This is a genomic window from Mobilicoccus massiliensis (genome assembly GCF_000826525.2).
Taxonomy (GTDB): Bacteria; Actinomycetota; Actinomycetes; order Actinomycetales; family Dermatophilaceae; genus Mobilicoccus; species Mobilicoccus massiliensis.
Genome location: NZ_LN651331.1, coordinates 806,773 through 825,140, shown reverse-complemented (window position 1 = coordinate 825,140; position 18,368 = coordinate 806,773). Strand labels below are relative to the sequence as shown.

At 72.5% G+C, this 18,368-nt stretch carries 14 protein-coding genes and 1 riboswitch; of the genes, 8 read left to right on the top strand and 6 right to left on the bottom strand.

Features of this window, described 5'->3' with window-relative positions:
• Nucleotides 1–144: 144 nt before the first annotated feature.
• From BN1197_RS16525 to BN1197_RS16515, 3 genes are all read right to left on the bottom strand, one after another.
• Nucleotides 145–921: a (Fe-S)-binding protein gene (locus BN1197_RS16525; protein WP_217991212.1), complete on the bottom strand. Its 777-nt coding sequence runs from the start codon at nt 919–921 to the stop codon at nt 145–147.
• Between the two features lie 50 nt (nt 922–971).
• Nucleotides 972–2,693: an L-lactate permease gene (locus BN1197_RS16520; RefSeq protein ID WP_095999930.1), complete on the bottom strand. Its 1,722-nt coding sequence runs from the start codon at nt 2,691–2,693 to the stop codon at nt 972–974.
• A 173-nt stretch (nt 2,694–2,866) separates the two neighbouring features.
• On the bottom strand, nt 2,867–5,713 hold the full coding sequence (locus BN1197_RS16515; protein ID WP_040162004.1) for an FAD-binding and (Fe-S)-binding domain-containing protein: 2,847 nt from the start codon (nt 5,711–5,713) through the stop codon (nt 2,867–2,869).
• Between the two features lie 150 nt (nt 5,714–5,863).
• On the opposite strand from BN1197_RS16515, the gene BN1197_RS16510 reads away from it, so the two are divergent.
• Nucleotides 5,864–6,607, top strand: coding sequence for a FadR/GntR family transcriptional regulator (locus BN1197_RS16510; RefSeq protein ID WP_040162001.1), 744 nt, complete (start codon nt 5,864–5,866; stop codon nt 6,605–6,607).
• Nucleotides 6,608–6,757: 150 nt separating this feature from the next.
• Here BN1197_RS16510 and BN1197_RS16505 read toward each other — a convergent pair whose 3' ends face one another.
• Nucleotides 6,758–9,355, bottom strand: a complete 2,598-nt coding sequence (locus BN1197_RS16505) for a molybdopterin-dependent oxidoreductase (protein ID WP_040162296.1) — start codon at nt 9,353–9,355, stop codon at nt 6,758–6,760.
• Nucleotides 9,356–9,405: 50 nt separating this feature from the next.
• Nucleotides 9,406–9,588, top strand: a riboswitch (cobalamin riboswitch).
• A 64-nt stretch (nt 9,589–9,652) separates the two neighbouring features.
• Between BN1197_RS16505 and BN1197_RS16500 the strand changes: the two genes are divergently transcribed.
• The 5 genes from BN1197_RS16500 (at nt 9,653) to BN1197_RS16480 (ending at nt 13,438) form a co-directional block, all read left to right on the top strand.
• Nucleotides 9,653–10,696 (top strand): ABC transporter substrate-binding protein, encoded by a 1,044-nt coding sequence (locus tag BN1197_RS16500; RefSeq protein ID WP_082044021.1) that lies wholly within the window; start codon nt 9,653–9,655, stop codon nt 10,694–10,696.
• A 182-nt stretch (nt 10,697–10,878) separates the two neighbouring features.
• Nucleotides 10,879–11,895, top strand: a complete 1,017-nt coding sequence (locus BN1197_RS16495; protein WP_040161998.1) for a FecCD family ABC transporter permease — start codon at nt 10,879–10,881, stop codon at nt 11,893–11,895.
• A complete protein-coding gene (locus BN1197_RS16490) occupies nt 11,892–12,677 on the top strand; it encodes an ABC transporter ATP-binding protein (protein ID WP_040161996.1) in 786 nt (261 codons plus the stop codon). Before BN1197_RS16495 ends, BN1197_RS16490 begins: the two co-directional genes overlap by 4 nt.
• A complete protein-coding gene (locus tag BN1197_RS16485; protein WP_040161994.1) occupies nt 12,674–12,991 on the top strand; it encodes a hypothetical protein in 318 nt (105 codons plus the stop codon). The genes BN1197_RS16490 and BN1197_RS16485 overlap by 4 nt, the downstream gene beginning before the upstream one ends.
• A gap of 165 nt (nt 12,992–13,156) precedes the next feature.
• The gene (locus BN1197_RS16480) at nt 13,157–13,438 is read left to right on the top strand and encodes a DUF1540 domain-containing protein (RefSeq protein WP_040161992.1); all 282 of its coding nucleotides are present in this window, start codon (nt 13,157–13,159) and stop codon (nt 13,436–13,438) included.
• 115 nt (nt 13,439–13,553) lie between these two features.
• Here the strand turns inward: BN1197_RS16480 and BN1197_RS16475 are convergent, their stop codons facing one another.
• The gene (locus tag BN1197_RS16475; RefSeq protein WP_040161990.1) at nt 13,554–14,384 is read right to left on the bottom strand and encodes a hypothetical protein; all 831 of its coding nucleotides are present in this window, start codon (nt 14,382–14,384) and stop codon (nt 13,554–13,556) included.
• A 288-nt stretch (nt 14,385–14,672) separates the two neighbouring features.
• On the opposite strand from BN1197_RS16475, the gene rpsO reads away from it, so the two are divergent.
• Complete coding sequence (gene rpsO / locus BN1197_RS16470; RefSeq protein ID WP_040161988.1) at nt 14,673–14,942, top strand: 30S ribosomal protein S15; 270 nt, start codon at nt 14,673–14,675, stop codon at nt 14,940–14,942.
• A 256-nt stretch (nt 14,943–15,198) separates the two neighbouring features.
• Nucleotides 15,199–17,787, top strand: coding sequence for a polyribonucleotide nucleotidyltransferase (locus tag BN1197_RS16465; RefSeq protein WP_040161985.1), 2,589 nt, complete (start codon nt 15,199–15,201; stop codon nt 17,785–17,787).
• A gap of 220 nt (nt 17,788–18,007) precedes the next feature.
• Here the strand turns inward: BN1197_RS16465 and BN1197_RS17460 are convergent, their stop codons facing one another.
• Nucleotides 18,008–18,166 carry a hypothetical protein gene (locus BN1197_RS17460; RefSeq protein WP_176489782.1) on the bottom strand — a complete coding sequence of 53 codons (159 nt, stop codon included), beginning with the start codon at nt 18,164–18,166 and terminating at the stop codon, nt 18,008–18,010.
• Nucleotides 18,167–18,368: the final 202 nt, after the last annotated feature.

Sequence of the window (18,368 nt, the reverse complement as noted above, 5' to 3'; positions counted from 1 at the left end):
CGGGTTCGGTGGGGGGCGGTGCCGGCGTGTGTCGGTCGGCGCCCTCGTAGCGGGGGGCGGGGCGTCCGGCGACGGGGATGGTCGACCCGAGGAAGGTCGTCCTCCCGGGGGAGCCGAACGGGCCGCGGGGCGTGGTCTCGGTGGTCACAGCGTCTCTCCTTCGCGATCGGCCTCGGTACCGGCGAGGACTTCGGCGAGGTGGATGGGCCTGACGCCGCCCTTCTGGCGGTTGGTCACACCCGAGATGTTGAGGAGGCAGAGGTTGTCACCGGCGACGAGGTACTCGGCGCCGGTGTCCATGACGTGTCGGGCCTTGTCGCCCGCCATCGCCGTCGACACGTCGGGGTTCTTCATCGCGAACGTGCCGCCGAACCCGCAGCAGCGCTCGGCGTCCTCGAGGGGGAGGATCGTGATGCCCTTGACGGCCTGGAGGAGTCGCATCGGCTTGTCGCCGACGTGCGCGACGCGAATCGAGTGGCACGTCGGGTGGTAGGTGACCTTGTGGGGGAAGTAGGCGCCCACGTCGACGACTCCCAGGACGTCGACGAGGAACTCGCTGATGTCGTAGGTGCGTCGGGCGACGGCGGCGGCGTCACGGGCGAGTCCGTGGTCACCGGCGTTCTCGGCGAGCATCTCGTGCTGGTGCCGCACCGCGCCGACGCAGGAGCCCGACGGGCCGACGATGTAGTCGTACGGCTCGAAGGTCTGGACGTAGTTGCGGACGACGGGGACGGACTCCTCGAAGTACCCCGTGTTCGCGAACGGCTGCCCGCAGCAGGTCTGCTCGCGGGGGAAGACGACGGTGCAGCCGAGACGCTCCAGGAGCGTGACGACCGCCTTCGGCGTCTGGGGGAACATCACGTCGCTCGCGCAGGTGGCGAACAGGGCGACGCGCTTGCCGTCGCCCGGCCGTGTCGTCATGGGGCGGACCTCTCCGTCGGTGCGGCTGATGGGGGAAGTGGGGGAGGCGGTCATGGGAGCAACCATCCGAGGACGGGGGTGGACATGAGCCCGGTGATGAGGCACATGAAGAACAACAACAGGATGCTGTAGCCGAAGACCTTGCGGAGGATGACCGACTCGGCTCCGGCGATGCCGATGGCCGAGGCCGCCACGGCGAGGGACTGCGGCGAGATCATCTTGCCGACGACGCCACCGGCGGCACCGGCGCCGACGAGCAGCTCCTTGTGGCCGATCTGGTCGCCGACCCCGGCCTGCAGTCCGGAGAAGAGGATGTTCGCGCTCGTGTCGGAGCCCGTGACGTATGTGCCGATCCAGCCGAGGATCGGGGCGAAGAACGGGTAGGCCGCACCGACCCCGGCGATGAACAGGCCGAGCGCGAGGGTCTGGCCCGAGTCGCCCATGACGAACGCGAGAGCGACGACGGAGCCGATGGTGAGGGCCGTGTACTTGAGCTTGACGGCGTTCTTCCACAGCTCGCCGAAGAGCGTGCCCATCGGCACCTTGTAGATGAGGCCGACGGCGATCGCGACGAACGCGAGGAGCGTGCCGGGGCTGGAGAGCCACGTGAGCGTGTACGCGCGGTGGCCCGCGGGGGCGCCGGCGGCGTTGTCGAGGTCCGACAGGCCCGGCCAGGCGAACTTGAGGTCGGTGGAGGCGAGGGCCTCCTTGACGGCGGGGATCGCCGCGATCGAGAACACGGCGATGACGAGCACGTACGGCACGAGCGCCATGAGGATCCGACGTCCGTCGAGGTGGTCCGTTCGGAGTTCGGTACCGGTCGTGGCGGGTGCGGTTTTCTGGGCCGTGGCGGTCGCGGTGCCGCCGTGGCCGTCGGCGCCGCCGCGGAGGTGGGCCTCCTCGACCTCGGGGACGAGGGCCTGACCGACGCGCGGACGGGCCCCCTCACCGCCCTTGGGGTGCCACACGCGGAGGAAGGCGACGACGGCGACGACGGTGATGACGGCGGCGAACACCTCGGTGAGGTTGTAGAGGCTCGTGCCGGAGACGACCCACTTAACGACGCCGAAGATCCCGCCGATGAACAGGCCGATCGGCCAGCACTGCGCCACGCCGCGCTTGCCGTCGATGACGTAGAGGAGCAGGAGCGGGACGACGAGGGAGAGGATCGCGCAGATGCGACCCGCGACCGGGGAGACCGCGAGGACGGGCAGGTCCGCGGTCTTGGCGGCCATGAGGATGGGCAGACCGACGGCCCCGAACGCGACCGGGACGGTGTTCGCGAGGAGCGCGGTGATCGCGGCGCGGATCGGGGAGAACCCGATGGCGACGAGCATGACCGTGACGATGGCGACGGGGGCACCGAAACCGGCGAGCGCCTCGAGGAGGCCACCGAAGCAGAACGCGATGATGAGGCCGAGGACGCGGGGGTCGTCGGTGATGAGGTAGAAGGTCGCCCGCAGGTCGTCGAACCGGCCGCTGATGACGGTGACCTGGTACATCCAGATCGCGCACAGCAGGATCCACACGATGGGGAACAGGCCGTAGACGAACCCGTGCGCGGAGAGGGAGAGGGCGGTCGTCACGGGCATCGCGTAGACGGCGACGGCGATGACGAGCGCGACGGCCCACGACGTGAGTCCGGCGATGTGGGCCTTCCACCGCAGACCGCCGAGCGTCACGAGCATGACGAGGATGGGGATGGTGGCGACGAGGGCGGACAGCCATTGGTGCCCGAGGGGATCGGTGACGGGCTGGTATGCGGGGATCATCGGCACAACTCCGGGCAGACGATGGGGGGGGTTGGCCCGACCCCAATGGTCAGACCATTGGGGTCAACGTAGGGCCGCGGGCCGCGGAGGTCAAGGGTCCTAGGGGCCGGATCCGGCGCGTACCGTGCGGGATTGCGGAGTGCAGCGGGCCCAGTGCCCGCCGCACCCGAAGGTCAGACGAGGGCGTCGGCGAGCGCCTCGAGGACGTGGTGATAGGCGTGCCCGGTGGCGCGGCTCATGCCAAGTTCGCAGGTGCGGTTGCTCGACAGGTAGAGGTCGTAGGTGCGGTGGTCGACCTCCTTCGCCTCGCGGGCCGTGGCCCCGGCGGTGAGTTCGGGGTGGAGCATGCCGCGGTCGCCCGCGAACCCGCAGCAGCCGGACTCGACGGGCACGACGACCTCGTCCGCCACGGCCTCGGCGATGGCGCGCAGCGCGGGGATGTCGTCCGCGTGCCGGTCCGAGCACGTCGGGTGGAGGACCGCCGACCGGGCCGTGCGGCGCACGGTGAGGCGGGGGAGGACGTGCTCGGCGACGAACCTGGTGGCGTCCATGATCTGCAGACCGGCGACGCGTTCGGCGAGCGCGTGTTCCCCGGCGGCGCCGAGGTCGCCGGGCAGGGCGTGCAGGCCGTGGGTGCAGGAGGAGGCGTCCATGACGACGGGCACCCGCCCGTCCTCGCTCGCCTCGAGCAGCGCCCGGGCGGTGCGGATCGCCATCTCCTTCTGCCCCTCGGTGAGTCCCTTGCTCCGCCAGACGGTCCCGCAGCACAGCCCGTCCATGTCCTTCGGCAGTCGCACGGTGACGCCCGCGCGGTCGCACACGGCGAGGAACGCCTGGGCGGCACCGGGGGAGTCGCCTTCCGGGGCGAAGAGTTCGCCGATGCACGAGGGGAGGAGGACGACGTCTCCTGGCTCCTGCCGCGCGTTCGTGCGTCGGGACAGGCCGGGGCCGGGCAGGTCGTCGCCCACGAGCGGCACGAGGCCGGGGGACAGGACGCTGCGGGCGGTGGCGGTGATCCGCTCGAGGAGGGCACCCGGCACGTGGTCGGCGACGCCGACCCCCGCGCGCAGGCCCGTGAGGGTCGGGCCCCAGTTGGTCGCGAGGGCGGCGCCGACACGCTGGGTGGCGGGGGTCTGGGCGTCCGTGCGGAAGCGCTTCATGACGACGCCGGTGTCGATGTCGACGGGGCAGGCGGGGCGGCACAGGGAGTCGGCCGCGCACGTCTGCACCGCCATGTAGTCGAAGTCCTTCGCGATGGCGGCGGCCTCGTCCTCGCGCCCGGCGGCGCGGTGCGCGGCCATCTCGCGCATGAGGACGATGCGCTGGCGGGGCGTCGTCGTCACGTCGCGGCTCGGGCACACGGGCTCGCAGTAGCCGCACTCGACGCAGCGGTCGACGGCCTCGTCGACGGGCGTCGGGGCCTTGAGCGCCCGTAGGTGGGCGCGCTCGTCGTCGGTGATGACGACGCCGGGGTTGAGCGTGTTCGTCGGGTCGAGCAGCCGCTTGACCTCGCGCATGACGGCGTACAGCTCGCTGCCGAACTGCCGCTCGACGAACGGCGCCATGACGCGTCCGGTGCCGTGTTCGGCCTTGAGCGAGCCGTCGGCGGCGAGGACGAGGTCGACGAGGTCGTCGCTGAACGCGCCCAGGGTCTCGACCTGGGCGGGGTCGCGCAGATCGGGATTGATCATGAAGTGCAGGTTGGCGTCCTTGGCGTGGCCGAACACGACGGCCTCGTCGTAACCGTGGCGGGTGCAGATCTCGCCCAGGTCGCGGACGGCCTGGGTGAGCGCCGGCATGGGTACGACGATGTCCTCGAGCAGGGCGGTGGAGCCGGCGCGGCGGGCGCCGGCGACCGCGGTGTAGAGGCCCTTGCGGACGGCCCACGCCTGGGCGCGCGGCACGGGGTCGGCCGAGAACCGGGTGGGGATGGCCAGGTCGGTGAGCAGCCCGTCGTGGCGCAGCCCGTCGAGCACCCCTTCCAAGCGGTGAACGTGCTCGTCCAGCTCGCCCGCCTCGGCGGCGCGGGCCTCGACGAGGAGGGCCGTGTGGTCGCGCACCTCGAGCCCGGTGAGGGCGTCGACGGGGGTGGGGAAGTGCTGGGCGACGCGCAGCGAGGCGGCGTCCATGAGCTCGGCCGTCTCGGCGCCGGCGCCGACCAGGTCGGGCAGTGCGGCGGTCGCGGTCTCGATGCCCTCGAACACGAGCAGCGCGGTCGAGATGTGCTGGTGCACGGGCACGGTGCGGAACGTCACCGACGAGATGAACCCGAGCGTGCCCTCGGAGCCGACGAGCAGGTGGGCGAGGATCTGCACGGGCTCGTCGAAGTCGAGGAGGCTGTTGACGCCGTAGCCCATCGTGTTCTTCATCGAGTACTGGTGCTCGATGCGGCGCACGGAGTCCGGGTTGCCGCGTACGCGGTCGCGCAGCCGCGCCAGGCCCTGCCACACCTCGGGCTCGGCGGCCTTGAACCGCGCGTCGGCGTCGGGCAGCGCGGTGTCGATCACCGTGCCGTTCAGCAGCACGGCCTCGAGGCAGTCGAGCGTGCGGTACGTGTTGCGGGTCGTGCCGCAGGCCATGCCGGAGGAGTTGTCTGCGACGACGCCGCCGATGGTGCAGGCGGCCTCGCTCGCCGGGTCCGGGCCGAGCGCGCGCCCGTACGGGGCGAGGTGGGCGTTGACGGTGCGGACGGTCGCGCCGGGGCGGCAGCGCACGCGGGCACCGTCGTCGAGCACCTCGACGTCACGGAACCCGCGGCGGGTGTCGATGAGGACGCCGTCGGTGACGGCCTGGCCCGACAGCGACGTGCCGCCCGAGCGGAACGTCACCGGCACACCGTGGCGGGACGCGATCGCGAGGGTGCGGGCCACGTCGGGGGTGTCCCGCGCGACGACGAACGCCTGGGGGTGGAGCAGCACGTGGGAGGCGTCGTGCGCCGCCCGGGCCAGGTCGACGGGCCGGTCGCTCACCGCCGTCCCCTCGAGTGCCGTCCGCAGATCGGTGAGCAGCGCCGTGGACATCCGTTCCTCCTCGGGTCGGTGGGGACCATCCTCCTCCGCCACAGGACGATCGGGGGCGGATGGGACCCGTTGGTCCCCGATGCCGGGGTCGGTGGGCGCCGATCCGGAGGGCGGTCACGGAGCGGGGCGGCGGGTGCCACACTGTGCCCCATGTCCGAGAACCCGCCCGTCACCGCCGCGTCGGACCGCGGTGGCGAGCGGCCCCGCGCCTACGACGCCGTCATCGCCGCCGTCGAGGAGCAGATCGCCGCCGGGCAGCTTCGCGTCGGCGACCGGTTGCCGGGCGAACGCGACCTCGCCGCCCGACTGGGCGTGAGTCGTGCCGCCGTCCGCGAGGCGCTGCGGATGCTCCAGGCGCTCGGGGTCGTCCGCGCCGGGGTGGGCGTCGGCCCCGACGGGGGGACCGCCCTCGTCTCGATGCCGAGCGAGTCGCTCACGTTGTTCCTCCGCCTCCACGTCGCCCTCGCGAACTTCCCCACCGACGACGTCATCGAGGCCCGCGTCATGCTCGAACGGTGGAGCGTCGGGCTCGCCGCACGCCACGCGACGCAGGCCGACCTCGACGCGCTCGCCGGGTTCCTCGCCGGCATGGAGGAGCCGGGTGTCTCCCGCGAGAGGTTCAACGACCTCGACATCGCGTTCCACCTCGCCCTCGCCGAGGCGGGCGGCAACCGCCTCGTCACCGACATGACGACCGCGATCCGTGCCTCGATGAAGGCGCCGATCCTCGCGTCGTTCCACGCGACGCCCGCCTGGGATGAGCTCGTCGACGGACTGCGGGCGGGCCACCGGCGCGTCCACGACGCCGTCGTCGCCCGCGACGCCGAGGCGGCCGCCGACGCCGTCGAGGAGCACGTGCGGTACGCCTACTGCGCGCTCTCCTGGACGAACTGACACCGCCGCGTCGCTGCGACGTCCTCGACGAACGACCACGTCACACACCCTTCACCGGGTCGATCACGTCGACGCGGTCACGTCGCCGGTCCGCCCCGGCCGCCCGGGGTGGCGGCGCGCAGCAGGGCGCCCACATCCCGGCGGGAGGCCTCAGCGCTCCGTCGGGGGTACGTGCGCGAGGACGTCGGGGACGGGCCCGTCCCAGCGGGCGATCTCGACGAGGACGTGTTGCCCCGTGCACGCCTGCGCGAGCGCCGAGGTGCCCACGTCGGCGGTGAGGACGTTGGGGTTGCCGTGGACGCACGTGCCCGGCGGCAGACCCGCCTCCCCGGCCTCCGGACCGTGGCGTCGCGGGTCGTAGGGGTCGAACCAGGCACCGGTCGAGAGCTGCGCCACCCCCGGGCGCACGTCCGCCGACAGGACGGCCCCGGCGAGGCACGCGCCCCGGTCGTTGCAGACGAGGACGACGTCACCGACGCCGATGCCCCGGGCCGCCGCGTCGGCGGGGTTCAGCCGGATCGGCTCGCGCCCGGCGACCTTGGACGCCGCCGACGTCGCCCCGTCGTCGAGTTGCGAGTGCAGCCGGGAGGCAGGCTGATTCGCGACGAGGAGGATCGGGAACGCCGCCGCGCGACTCGGGCTCGAGGAGCGGTTCACCGAGGGGCGTGACGTCTCCGCCTCCCGGCTGCACTCGCAACTCGCCGACGTCGCCCCGTCGTCGAGTTGCGAGTGCAGCCGGGAGGCAGGCTGATTCGCGACGAGGAGGATCGGGAACGCCGCCGCGCGCTCACCGCCGAGCCACTCCTCCGGTTCGAGCCACGTCGGTCGTCCGGGGCAGTCGGGGAGGTCGAAGGAGGCGATGGTCGCGCTCGCGAGCTCGATGCGGCCCGACGGCGTCGCGAGCCGGCGCCGCTCGGGGTCGGCGCGGAACCGGGAGAAGGAGACGATCGGTCCGCTGCGGGGGAGGTCGAGGCCCTCCCCGGCCCAGAACTCCGCGAACGGCGGCAGCTCGGGCGCTTCGACGTCGGGCGGGAGGATGCGCCGGTGGGCGAGGTCGTCGCGGAACCCCTCGTAGAGGTGCTCGATCCATCCGGAGACGTCACGCCCCTCGGTGAACCGCTCCTCGAGCCCGAGTCGCGCGGCGATCGCCGCGTAGATCTCGTAGTCGTCCCGCGCCTCGGCGTACCGGGGCGTCACGGCCCGCATCGGCGTGAGGCGTGCCCCCGAGCGGGCACCGCCGAGGTCGTCCCGCTCGAGGGAGGTCGTCGAGGGCAGGACCACGTCGGCGTGCCGCGCCGTCGCCGTCCAGTACGGGTCGGAGACGACGACGGTGTCGGGCCGCGTGAACGCCTCGCGCAACCGGCCGAGGTCCTGGTGGTGGTGGAAGGGGTTGCCGCCGGCCCACCACACCATCCGGATGTCGGGGTATGTGAACCGCCCACCGTCGTAGGAGAACTCCGCGCCCGGGTGGAGGAGGAGGTCGGAGACCCGCGCGACGGGGGCGAACTCGCGGACGGGGTTGCGCCCCTGCGGCAGGGAGGGGTAGCGGAACGCGGTGGGGGAGCAGCCGGGCTTGTTCATCGAGCCGTACCCGCTCTCGAATCCGCCTCCCTGGAGGCCGATCTGGCCAAGGTGGGCGGCGAGGGCGAGGCCCGCCCAGATCGGCTGCTCGCCGTGGCGCGCTCGCTGGAGCGACCACGTCACCGTGACGAGGGTGCGACGCGCGGCGGCCTCGCGGGCGAGGTCGGCGATGTCGGCCGCGGGGATGCCGGTGAGGCGCTCGGCCCAGGCGGGGTCGCGCCGGACGCCGTCGGCGCGGCCGAGGACGTAGGCGGCGACCTCGTCGGCCCCGACGCAGTGGGTGGTGAGGAACTCCCGGTCGGCGAGATCCTCGGTGAGGAGGACGTGGATCATCGCGAGCATGAGTGCGACGTCGGTGCCGGGGGAGATCGGCCACCACGTGACGTCCCCCCGTGGCCGGTCGGCGGACTCCGTTGCTGCTCGGGCGGAGTCGCCGATGAGACCGTGCGGGGCGGTGACCCCGTAGCCGTCACCGACGCAGGGGAGGTCGTCGCGCAGGGGACTCACGGAGACGAGGCGTGCGCCCCGCGCCCGGAGCCGGTCGAGCGCGGACGGCGTGGGGTGGTCGCCGGAGCCGCCCGAGTCGATGCCGGTGTTCTTGACGGGCACGCCGCCGAACGCGATGAGGAGCTCGGTGTGCTCGGCGACGACGTCCCACGTCGACGCGGTCTGGGTGAGGACGGCCTCGTCGGCGAGGACGCGCGGCAGGATCACCTCGGAGGCGCCGGTGGAGTAGGAGTTGACGCTGCGGGTGTATCCGCCGACGACGTTGAGGAAGCGGTGGAGCTGGCTCTGCGCGTGGTGGAAGCGGCCGGCGCTCGACCACCCGTAGGAGCCGCCGTAGATCGCCTGCGCGCCGTGGACGGCGTGGACGCGGCGCAGTTCGGCGGCGAGGCGATCGAGGACCTCGTCCCACGGCGGGGTGACCCAGTCCTTTGGCCCGGACGTGCGGCCGCGTCGGGGATCGGGCCCGGGGCCGTCCTCCCACCACGCCCGCCGGACGGTCGGCCGCGCCACGCGCGAGCGACGCGTCACCGATCCCGGCACGTTGCCGAGGAGCGGTGAGGGGGCGGCGTCCTCGCGCCACGGCGTCACCGACCCGACGTCCCGCCCGTCGTCCGTGACGTGCGGGGTGAACACGCCCCAGTGGGCGACGTGGGAGGTCATGGGGACCAGGGTGCCACCGCGGCGTCGCATTCCCTGCTCACCGGGAGCAAGTGCTTGGTAGGGTCGCCGGTGCCAGTCGCCCTCACGGGCCAGGGAACCCGGTGGAACTCCGGGACTGACGCGCAGCGGTGAGGCGGACGGGCGGGGCACGAGGCCACTGGGAGCACTCCTGGGAAGGCGCCCCGACCCGGATGACGCCGAGTCCGAAGACCTGCTGGTGGTCGCCCGCGCACGTGCGGGCGGATCGACGTGCGGGCCCCGCGTCCCGGGTCCTCCGATCCTCGCGAGGTGATTCCCGTGCATGCCCACGTCCGTCCTACCCCCCTGCGCTCCGCCGCTCGTGTCGCCGCGGTCGTGTCGGCGCTGACGCTGCTCGTCGCATGCGCGGGCGCGCCGCCGGCCCCCTCCGACGGGGCGGCGGCCACCACGCCGGGTGCGTCTGCGTCGTCCGCGTCGTTCACGCCCGTCGACCTCGACGACTGCGGCGACAAGGTCACCGTCGAGGAGCCGCCGTCGGAGCTCGTCACGCTCAACCAGGGCGCCACCGAGGTCGCGCTCGCCCTCGGACTCGCGGACCGGATGGTCGGCACCGCCTACCTCGACGACGCCGTTGCGCCCCGGTACGCGGAGGCCTACGACTCCGTGCCGGTGCTCGCCGAGAAGTACCCGACGAAGGAGAAACTGCTCGCGACGGCACCGGACTTCGCCTACGCCGCCTACGCGAGCGCCTTCACCGACGAGGGGATCGGCACCCGCGCCGAGCTGTCCGGCGAGGGTGTCGGCACCTACCTCAGCCCGTTCGGCTGCCCCGAGGGCACGACGAAGGCCGATCCGACGTTCGAGAGCGGCTGGCGGGAGATCACCGAGGTGGCGTCGATCTTCGGCGTGCAGGACCGGGCGGAGAAGGTCGTCGCCGACCAGCGCACTCAGCTCGCCGAGATCACGAAGGCCAGGACCGGCGACGACCGCAGCATCTTCTGGTACGACTCCGGTGACAAGACCCCGTTCGTCGGGGCCGGTGGGGGCGGGCCCCAGCTCGTCGTCGACGCCGTCGGCGCCACGAACGTGTTCGGCGACATCAAGGACCCCGGCTGGGCCGACGGTTCGTGGGAGAAGGTGATCGCCGCCGACCCCGACGTCATCGTCCTCGCCGACGCGAGTTGGGACACCGCGAAGAAGAAGCGGGCCCACCTCGAGTCCGACCCGACGCTGAGCAAGCTCACGGCGGTGCAGGAGAAGCGGTTCGTCGTCGTGCCGTTCAGCGAGTCGACTCCGGGGGTACGCCTCGTCGACGGCGCCAAGCGCCTGTCCGACGAGCTCGCCGCCCTGCCCGCCTCGTGAGGAGCCCGGCGCCCGACCCGAACCCCACCGGCCCGCCGCGCCCCGTCGCCTCCCGAGCCGCTCCACTCCCTCCGTCCGCGGGGGCCGTGAGACCGGGGCCGCTCCCGGCATCACCGCCTATCCCGGCCGACCCGAGCGGTGCCGGGCGGCCGGCGTCGACACGGGCGCGGCGTCGGCGGGCGGTGGTCGCCGGAATCGCCCTGACCGCAGCGCTGCTCGTCACCGGCGTGCTCGTCCTCGGCGTCGGCTCCGTGAGGATCCCCGCCGGGGACGTGCTCGACGTCGTCCTGCGCCGCATGTGGCTGGGCCACGCCGACGTCTCGCCCGTCACCGACCGGATCGTGTGGGAGCTGCGGTTGCCCCGGGTGCTCGCGGCGGCGGCCGTCGGGGCGGGGCTCGCTCTGTGCGGTGCGGCGTTGCAGGCGCTCACGGGCAACGACCTCGCCGACCCCTACCTGCTCGGCGTCTCGAGCGGGGCCGCCCTCGGTGCGGTCATGACGATCGTGCTCGGGTGGACGCCGCCCGACGTGCCCGCGGGCCTCGCGACGAGCGTCGGCGCGTTCGCGGGAGCCCTCGGTGCGCTCGTGCTCGTGCTGGCCCTCGCCGCGGGACGTTCCGGAGACCTCCCGCCCGCCCGCACGATCCTCGCGGGCGTCGCCGTGGCGCAGCTCGCCGGGGCCGGGACCTCCCTCGTCGTCATGGTGTTCGGCGACCGGCAGGGTGCGCGCGAGGTTCTCGCCTGGACCCTCGGCTCGTTCGCGGGGGTGCGCACGACGTCGGCGTGGGTCCTCGTCGTCGGGGCCGTCCTCGCGACGGTGCTGCTCACCGGATCGGCGCGCACCCTGGACGCGTTCGCGTTCGGGGAGACCTCGGCCCGCTCCCTCGGCGTCGACGTCGGGCGTGCGCGGTGGGCGTTCTTCGTCGGATGCGCCCTCGTGACCGCGGGGACCGTCGCGGTCGTCGGTCCCATCGGGTTCGTCGGCCTCACGGTGCCGCACGTCGTGCGCCTGGTCGTCGGCCCCGCGCATGGGTTCCTCCTGCCGCTGTCGGCGCTCACCGGGGCGCTGCTCATGGTGTGGTCGGACACCGCGGCGCGGTCCCTTGCGAGCGGGCAGGAGATCCCCGTCGGGGTCGTCACGGCCCTCGTCGGCGCGCCCGTGCTCGTCGTGCTCCTGCGGCGCCAGGCGAGGCAGGTATGAGGCTGCGCGTCCGTGATCTCGCCTGGTCCGCCGGGCGCGGGGCCCACGCCGTCCCGATCCTCCACGGCGTCGACCTCGACGTCGCCGGCGGCCCGCTCACCGGCATCGTCGGCCCGAACGGGTGCGGCAAAACCACTCTTCTCCACCTCATCGCCGGTCTGCGCCGACCCACCCGGGGCACGGTCGAGGCCGACGGGGAGGATCTCCTCGCCCTCACCGCCCGGGAGCGGGCGCAGCGGGTGACGCTCGTCGAACAGCACCCGCAGACGGGGCTCGACCTCACCGCCCGGCAGGTCGTCGAACTCGGACGCATCCCGCACCTGGGGCGATGGGGGAGGAGGCGCGAGCGTGGCGGGGACGTCGTCGAGGAGGTGATGGCGACCTCCGGGGTCGCCCACCTCGCCGATCGTGCGTGGGGGACGCTTTCGGGCGGGGAGCGGCAGCGGGTGCAGCTCGCGCGGGCCCTGGCCCAGCAACCTCGGTTGCTCCTCCTCGACGAGCCGACGAACCACCTCGACCTCGCCCACCAGATCGGGCTGCTCACCCGGGTCGCCGACCTGCCGGTGTCGACCGTGGCCGTCCTTCACGACCTCGACCTCGCCGCCGCGTTCTGCGACCACCTCGTCGTCGTGCACGCCGGTCGGGTCGTCGCCGCCGGGCCGACGGCCGAGGTGCTGCGGCCGGACCTCGTCGCAGAGGTCTTCGGCGTCGACGTCCGCGTCGAGGCGGCCTCGGGCGACCGGTTGCGGGTGCAGTGGCGTGGACTCACGGAAGTGCCGTGAGCGAGCTCCTCCTCGTCACCCTGTCCGTCGTGGCCCCGTCGGACCTGCCTGGTCTCACCTCCCGCGCCCGCCGATTGGGCGGATCGCTCGCCGCGCTTCAGGGGGATGCGCTCCCGCCCCTCGTCGACGCGCTCGCGACCCTCACCGGCGCCGAGGCCCAGGCGGGGGAAGAGGTTCACGTCCGGCTCGTGCCCGTCGTCACCGACCCCGGCGGTGCGGGCGGGGCCTCGTGGGTGCGGCGGGTCGCGGCCCATCACCTCCGGTCCCTGCCGCAGGTGCGTCGCGAGCGGGCCCGCATCGACCCTTCGCCGTGACTGGCGGGGCTCGCGCCGGCACCGCGGCGACGCTGGGGCCGAACGTGCCGATGCCGACATCTGTGCAGGTCAGGGCAGCCTTGGCTTGCTTGTGGGCGGCGCAGGAGGGGGCCTAGGGTGAGCCCGTCAGATACGCGGGCGACCGATCGTCCGAAGGGATCCACCATGTCCACCACCGCTTCCGTCACCACCTGCGCCACGACCTCCTGCGCGTTCAACCACGACGGCTGTCACGCCCTCGCGGTCACCATCGGTGGCTCGCAGGGCACAGCGTCGTGCGGCACGTTCGTCACCGTCGACGTGCGCGGCGGCGTCGTCGGCGACGCCGGCAAGGTCGGCGCGTGCCAGCGTCTCGAGTGCGTCCACAACACCGACCTCATGTGTTCCGCCGACGCCATCACCGTCGGTGGCGACGACGCCCTCTGCGAGACCTACCAGGCGCGCTGACCGCCGGTCCCGTGGATGCGGGCGACGACCGCCCCGGAATGCACGTGTGGCCCCCTCCCGTCGGTGGGGGCCACACGCATGCCCGGCCCTGGTGTCAGATACGCGGTGAGGCGTGTCAGGACCGAGATCGGGGGAGCAGCGGACCGAGGCCGCTGCCGACGGTCGCCGGTTCGGCGACGGGTTCGGGGAAGCCGGCGAAGACGACCGTCTCGGTGTCTCCGTCGACGTGCAGGAGCGTCACGCCGGAGGCGTCGGCGTCGAGGCAGTGCACTCGTCGGCCCGCGGCGAGGGCGGCGCCGACCGGGCGACGTGCGAGGACCCGACCGCGGGCCCGCCCGTCGCTCACGTCGCGGCACAGGCCCGCGAGGGCGTGCTGGTCCACGGACATCACGGCGTCGACCGCCTCGAGGGAGCGGTGCGCCCAGGGGGAGGGGTCGGGCGGTGTCGTGGCGACCACCTCGAACGACCAGGCGGCGACCCCTTCGCTGTCGTGGAGGACGACACGATCGGCGCAGACGCGCCCGACCCGGTTGCGATCCGACCACGCCGCATCCCGTGCGGGCTCGGGCAGCTCACCGCACGCGACGAGACGTCGCTGCTCGGCGATCGACACCCATTCGACACGGCCGAGGAGGTGGAGGCTGGAGACGAGGATCCGCACGTCCGCGGTCGCCGCCTCGCGGTGTAGATCGAGGCGGACGTCGTGCCGGTCGCCGACGACCTCCTCGCCGAGGGCGGAGGTGAGCGCCTCCACGGTGCAGACGACGACGAGGTCGCCGCGGCGGGTGAGTGCGTGCGCGAGCACCAGCAGGTCCGCATCGGGGTCATGGCGGTACGCGACGAGCGAGCCGAGGCCGGCGCCGTCCAGGAGGCGCCGCGCGAGGCGCAGGCGGCGCGTCTCGGAGGCCGCGGTGCCGGGGTTCGTCGACGTCTCCGGTGTCGTCATCGAGCTCTCCTCGGAGGGGCAGAGGCTCCGCGTCGGCAACGGGCCGATCGCAGGGGAAGGTACACCTAGCTCAAGTGAGGCTAACCTAACCGAGACGGGAGTGTGGGTCCATCGTCGTGGCGGGATGCAGGGCGGGGGAGCGCGGCGCCGTGGCCGGAGGTGTGGGCCCGATTAGGGGTCACCCTGGGGCGCTGGTAACGTGGCCTCTTGCCGTCGATCGGCCGCGGAGCGAGAGCGCCGGGTGGATTCGCCCCCGAGCACCGCGCAACGAGTGAGAAGGAGTCGTCCGTGCCTCTGGATGCCGAGACCAAGAAGAAGATCATGGCCGAATACGCCACCGGCGAGAACGACACCGGCTCGCCCGAGGTGCAGATCGCGATGCTCACGCAGCGCATCAAGGATCTCACCGAGCACGCGCGCGCCCACAAGCACGACCACCACAGTCGTCGCGGTCTGCTGCTGCTCGTCGGCCGTCGCAAGCGTATGCTGCGCTACCTCGAGTCCGTCGACATCGAGCGTTACCGCTCGCTCATCAAGCGACTCGGTCTGCGTCGTTGACATCAGGTTTTCGTGTCAGGGGCGGTCACCTCTCACCGGAGGTGGCCGCCCCTGACGCATGCCCGCCCTCTCCGAATGCCGCGTCGCTGAGCGCAGCCGCAGGTGTTTCGGGGAGGATGGGCCAGGTAGGGATTCCGCAGCGTCGTCACCTGTGACGACCGCGGGAGCCGCGCCCGAGCAGGGCGCGGCGGAGAACGAAGACAGCCCGTGCACAACGACGATGCACGAGGCCGAAGCGAACAGAACAGGAGGGCCCATGGAGGGTCCAGAGATCACGTACGCCGAAGCCAAGATCGACAACGGCAAGTTCGGCACCCGCACGGTCCGCTTCGAGACGGGACGTCTCGCCAAGCAGGCCAATGGAGCAGTCGCCGCCTACCTCGACGACGACACGATGCTCCTGTCGACCACCACGGCCGGCAAGAACCCCAAGGACCAGTTCGACTTCTTCCCCCTCACGGTCGACGTCGAGGAGCGCATGTACGCCGCGGGCAAGATCCCCGGCAGCTTCTTCCGTCGCGAGGGGCGTCCCGGCACGGACGCCATCCTCACGTGCCGCCTCATCGACCGCCCGCTGCGCCCCACCTTCAAGAAGGGCCTGCGCAACGAGGTCCAGGTCGTCATCACGGTGCTCGCGCTCAACCCCGACCACCAGTACGACGTCCTCGCCATCAACGCCGCGAGCGCGTCGACCCAGATCTCCGGTCTGCCGTTCTCCGGCCCGATCGGCGGCGTCCGCATGTCCCTCATCGACGGGCAGTGGGTCGCCTTCCCCGACTTCAGCGACATCGAGCGTTCGGTGTTCGACATGGTCGTCGCCGGCCGGGTCGTCGGTGACGACGTGGCCATCATGATGGTCGAGGCCGAGTCCACCGAGCAGACGTGGGACCTCGTCAAGAACCAGGGCAAGACCGCGCCGACCGAGGAGGTCGTCGCCGAGGGTCTCGAGGCGGCCAAGCCGTTCATCGCCACCCTGTGCCGCGCCCAGGCCGAGCTCGCCGACAAGGCGGGCAAGGAGGTCCAGGAGTTCCCGATCTTCCTCGACTACGAGGACGACGTCTACGAGGCGGTCGAGCAGGCCACGAGCGACAAGCTGCGCGAGCTGCTGTCCATCGCGGGCAAGCAGGAGCGCGAGGACGCGCTCGACGCGTTCAAGGACGAGCTCAAGTCCGAGCTGGCCGGCGAGGGCAAGCCGTTCGAGGGCCGCGAGAAGGAGGTCTCGGCGGCCTACCGCGCGGTGCAGAAGAAGCTCGTGCGTGAGCGCATCCTCACCGAGAAGGTCCGCATCGACGGCCGCGGCCTCGCCGACATCCGCGCCCTCGGCGCCGAGGTCGAGGTGCTGCCGCGCGTGCACGGGTCGGCGATCTTCGAGCGTGGCGAGACCCAGATCCTCGGGGTGACCACGCTGAACATGCTCCGCATGGAGCAGCAGCTCGACACACTCTCGCCGGTGACGCGCAAGCGGTACATGCACAACTACAACTTCCCGCCGTACTCCACCGGTGAGACCGGTCGCGTCGGCTCGCCGAAGCGTCGCGAGATCGGCCACGGCGCGCTCGCCGAGCGGGCGCTCATGCCGGTGCTGCCCACGCGCGAGGAGTTCCCCTACGCGATCCGCCAGGTGTCCGAGGCCCTCGGCTCCAACGGCTCGACGTCGATGGGTTCGGTGTGCGCGAGCACGTTGTCGCTGCTCAACGCCGGTGTGCCGCTGCGCGCCGCGGTCGCGGGCATCGCGATGGGCCTCGTGTCAGCCGAGATCGACGGTCAGACGCAGTACGCCGCGCTCACCGACATCCTCGGCGCCGAGGACGCCTTCGGCGACATGGACTTCAAGGTCGCCGGCACGCGTGAGTTCGTCACGGCCATTCAGCTCGACACCAAGCTCGACGGCATCCCTGCCTCGGTGCTCGCCGGCGCGCTGACCCAGGCCCGTGACGCCCGCATGCACATCCTCGACGTCATGAACGAGGCCATCGACGCTCCCGACGAGATGAGCGCCTACGCGCCCCGCGTCATCAGCGTCCAGGTCCCGGTCGACAAGATCGGTGAGGTCATCGGCCCGAAGGGCAAGATGATCAACCAGATCCAGGAGGAGACCGGCGCGGACATCTCCATCGAGGACGACGGCACCGTGTACATCGGCGCCACCGATGGCCCGTCGGCGGAGGCGGCTCGCGCGCAGATCAACGCGATCGCCAACCCGACGATGCCCGAGGTCGGCGAGCGGTTCCTCGGCACGGTCGTCAAGACGACGACGTTCGGCGCGTTCGTCTCGCTGCTGCCCGGCAAGGACGGCTTGCTGCACATCTCCGAGGTGCGCAAGCTCGTCGGCGGCAAGCGGATCGACTCGGTCGACGACGTGCTCTCCATCGGTCAGAAGACCCAGGTCGAGCTCAAGGAGATCGACCCGCGCGGCAAACTCTCGCTCGCTGCGGTCCTCACCGAGGAGCAGCAGGCTGCGGCCGACGACGCCTCCTCGGAGCAGGAGGAGCGTCGTCCGCGCCGCGAGCGTGGCGACCGTGACGACAACCGCGGCGAGCGTGGTGACCGCGGTGGTCGCGGTCGGGGCCGTCGTGACGACGCGGGCTCCGAGGGCGACGGCGACGACCGTGCGGCTCACGACGATGACGAGTCCGACGAGGAGCGCGGCGAGCGTCGCAGCCGCAACCGCAACCGTCGCCGCGGCAACCGTGGCCGTGGTGGCAACGGTGACAACGGCAATGGCGGTCACGGCGAGAGCGGCCCTGGCGACCACGTGGAGGCCGGCAGTGGCGACGCCGAGTCGGACGCGCTCGTCGAGGCGCACGGCAACGAGGCGGCCAGCTCGTCCTCCGATGAGGCCTGAGCCTCGGGTCTGAGCCACCGAGCCTGAGCGGCCCCGTCCACCTCACCGGGTGGGCGGGGCCGCCGCCGTGTTCGCGCACCCGTCGGTGAACCCTGGGCGGGGAACGCGCGCGGAGTGTCCGGGTCCGTCGATCGCAGGCCGAACAGGGCCGGACGATCGACCCGCCCGCCCGGCCGTTCGACGGCGACCCACCTGCGCGCGCGTTCCACGCCTCCCATGGTCAGATCCGCTCCACGTCGACCCCCCGTGTCGAGCGGGCAGCGCCACCGCCGATCGGGTCGCACACGCCGCCCCCGCCTGCGAGGGTCTCGTCGACGAGAAGCCCGTTGACCGCCAGGCCCGCGCGGCGGGGTCCGGCGTACCCGGTCTCGTCGTGCATCGGCGTGATCATGCGCGCCGAGTCGTTGTGGCCGTATCCGTCCACCGGGTCGATGCGCTTGCCGTCGATCTCGACGGCGGACGCGCCGTAGCCACGGTGTCCGAGCGTGGCGTCCGCACCGATGACGCCCGGGCGAATGGCCTGGGTGACGTGCGCGATGCCCTCGGCCTCACCGTCACGAGGCCCAGGAGGAAGTGACGAC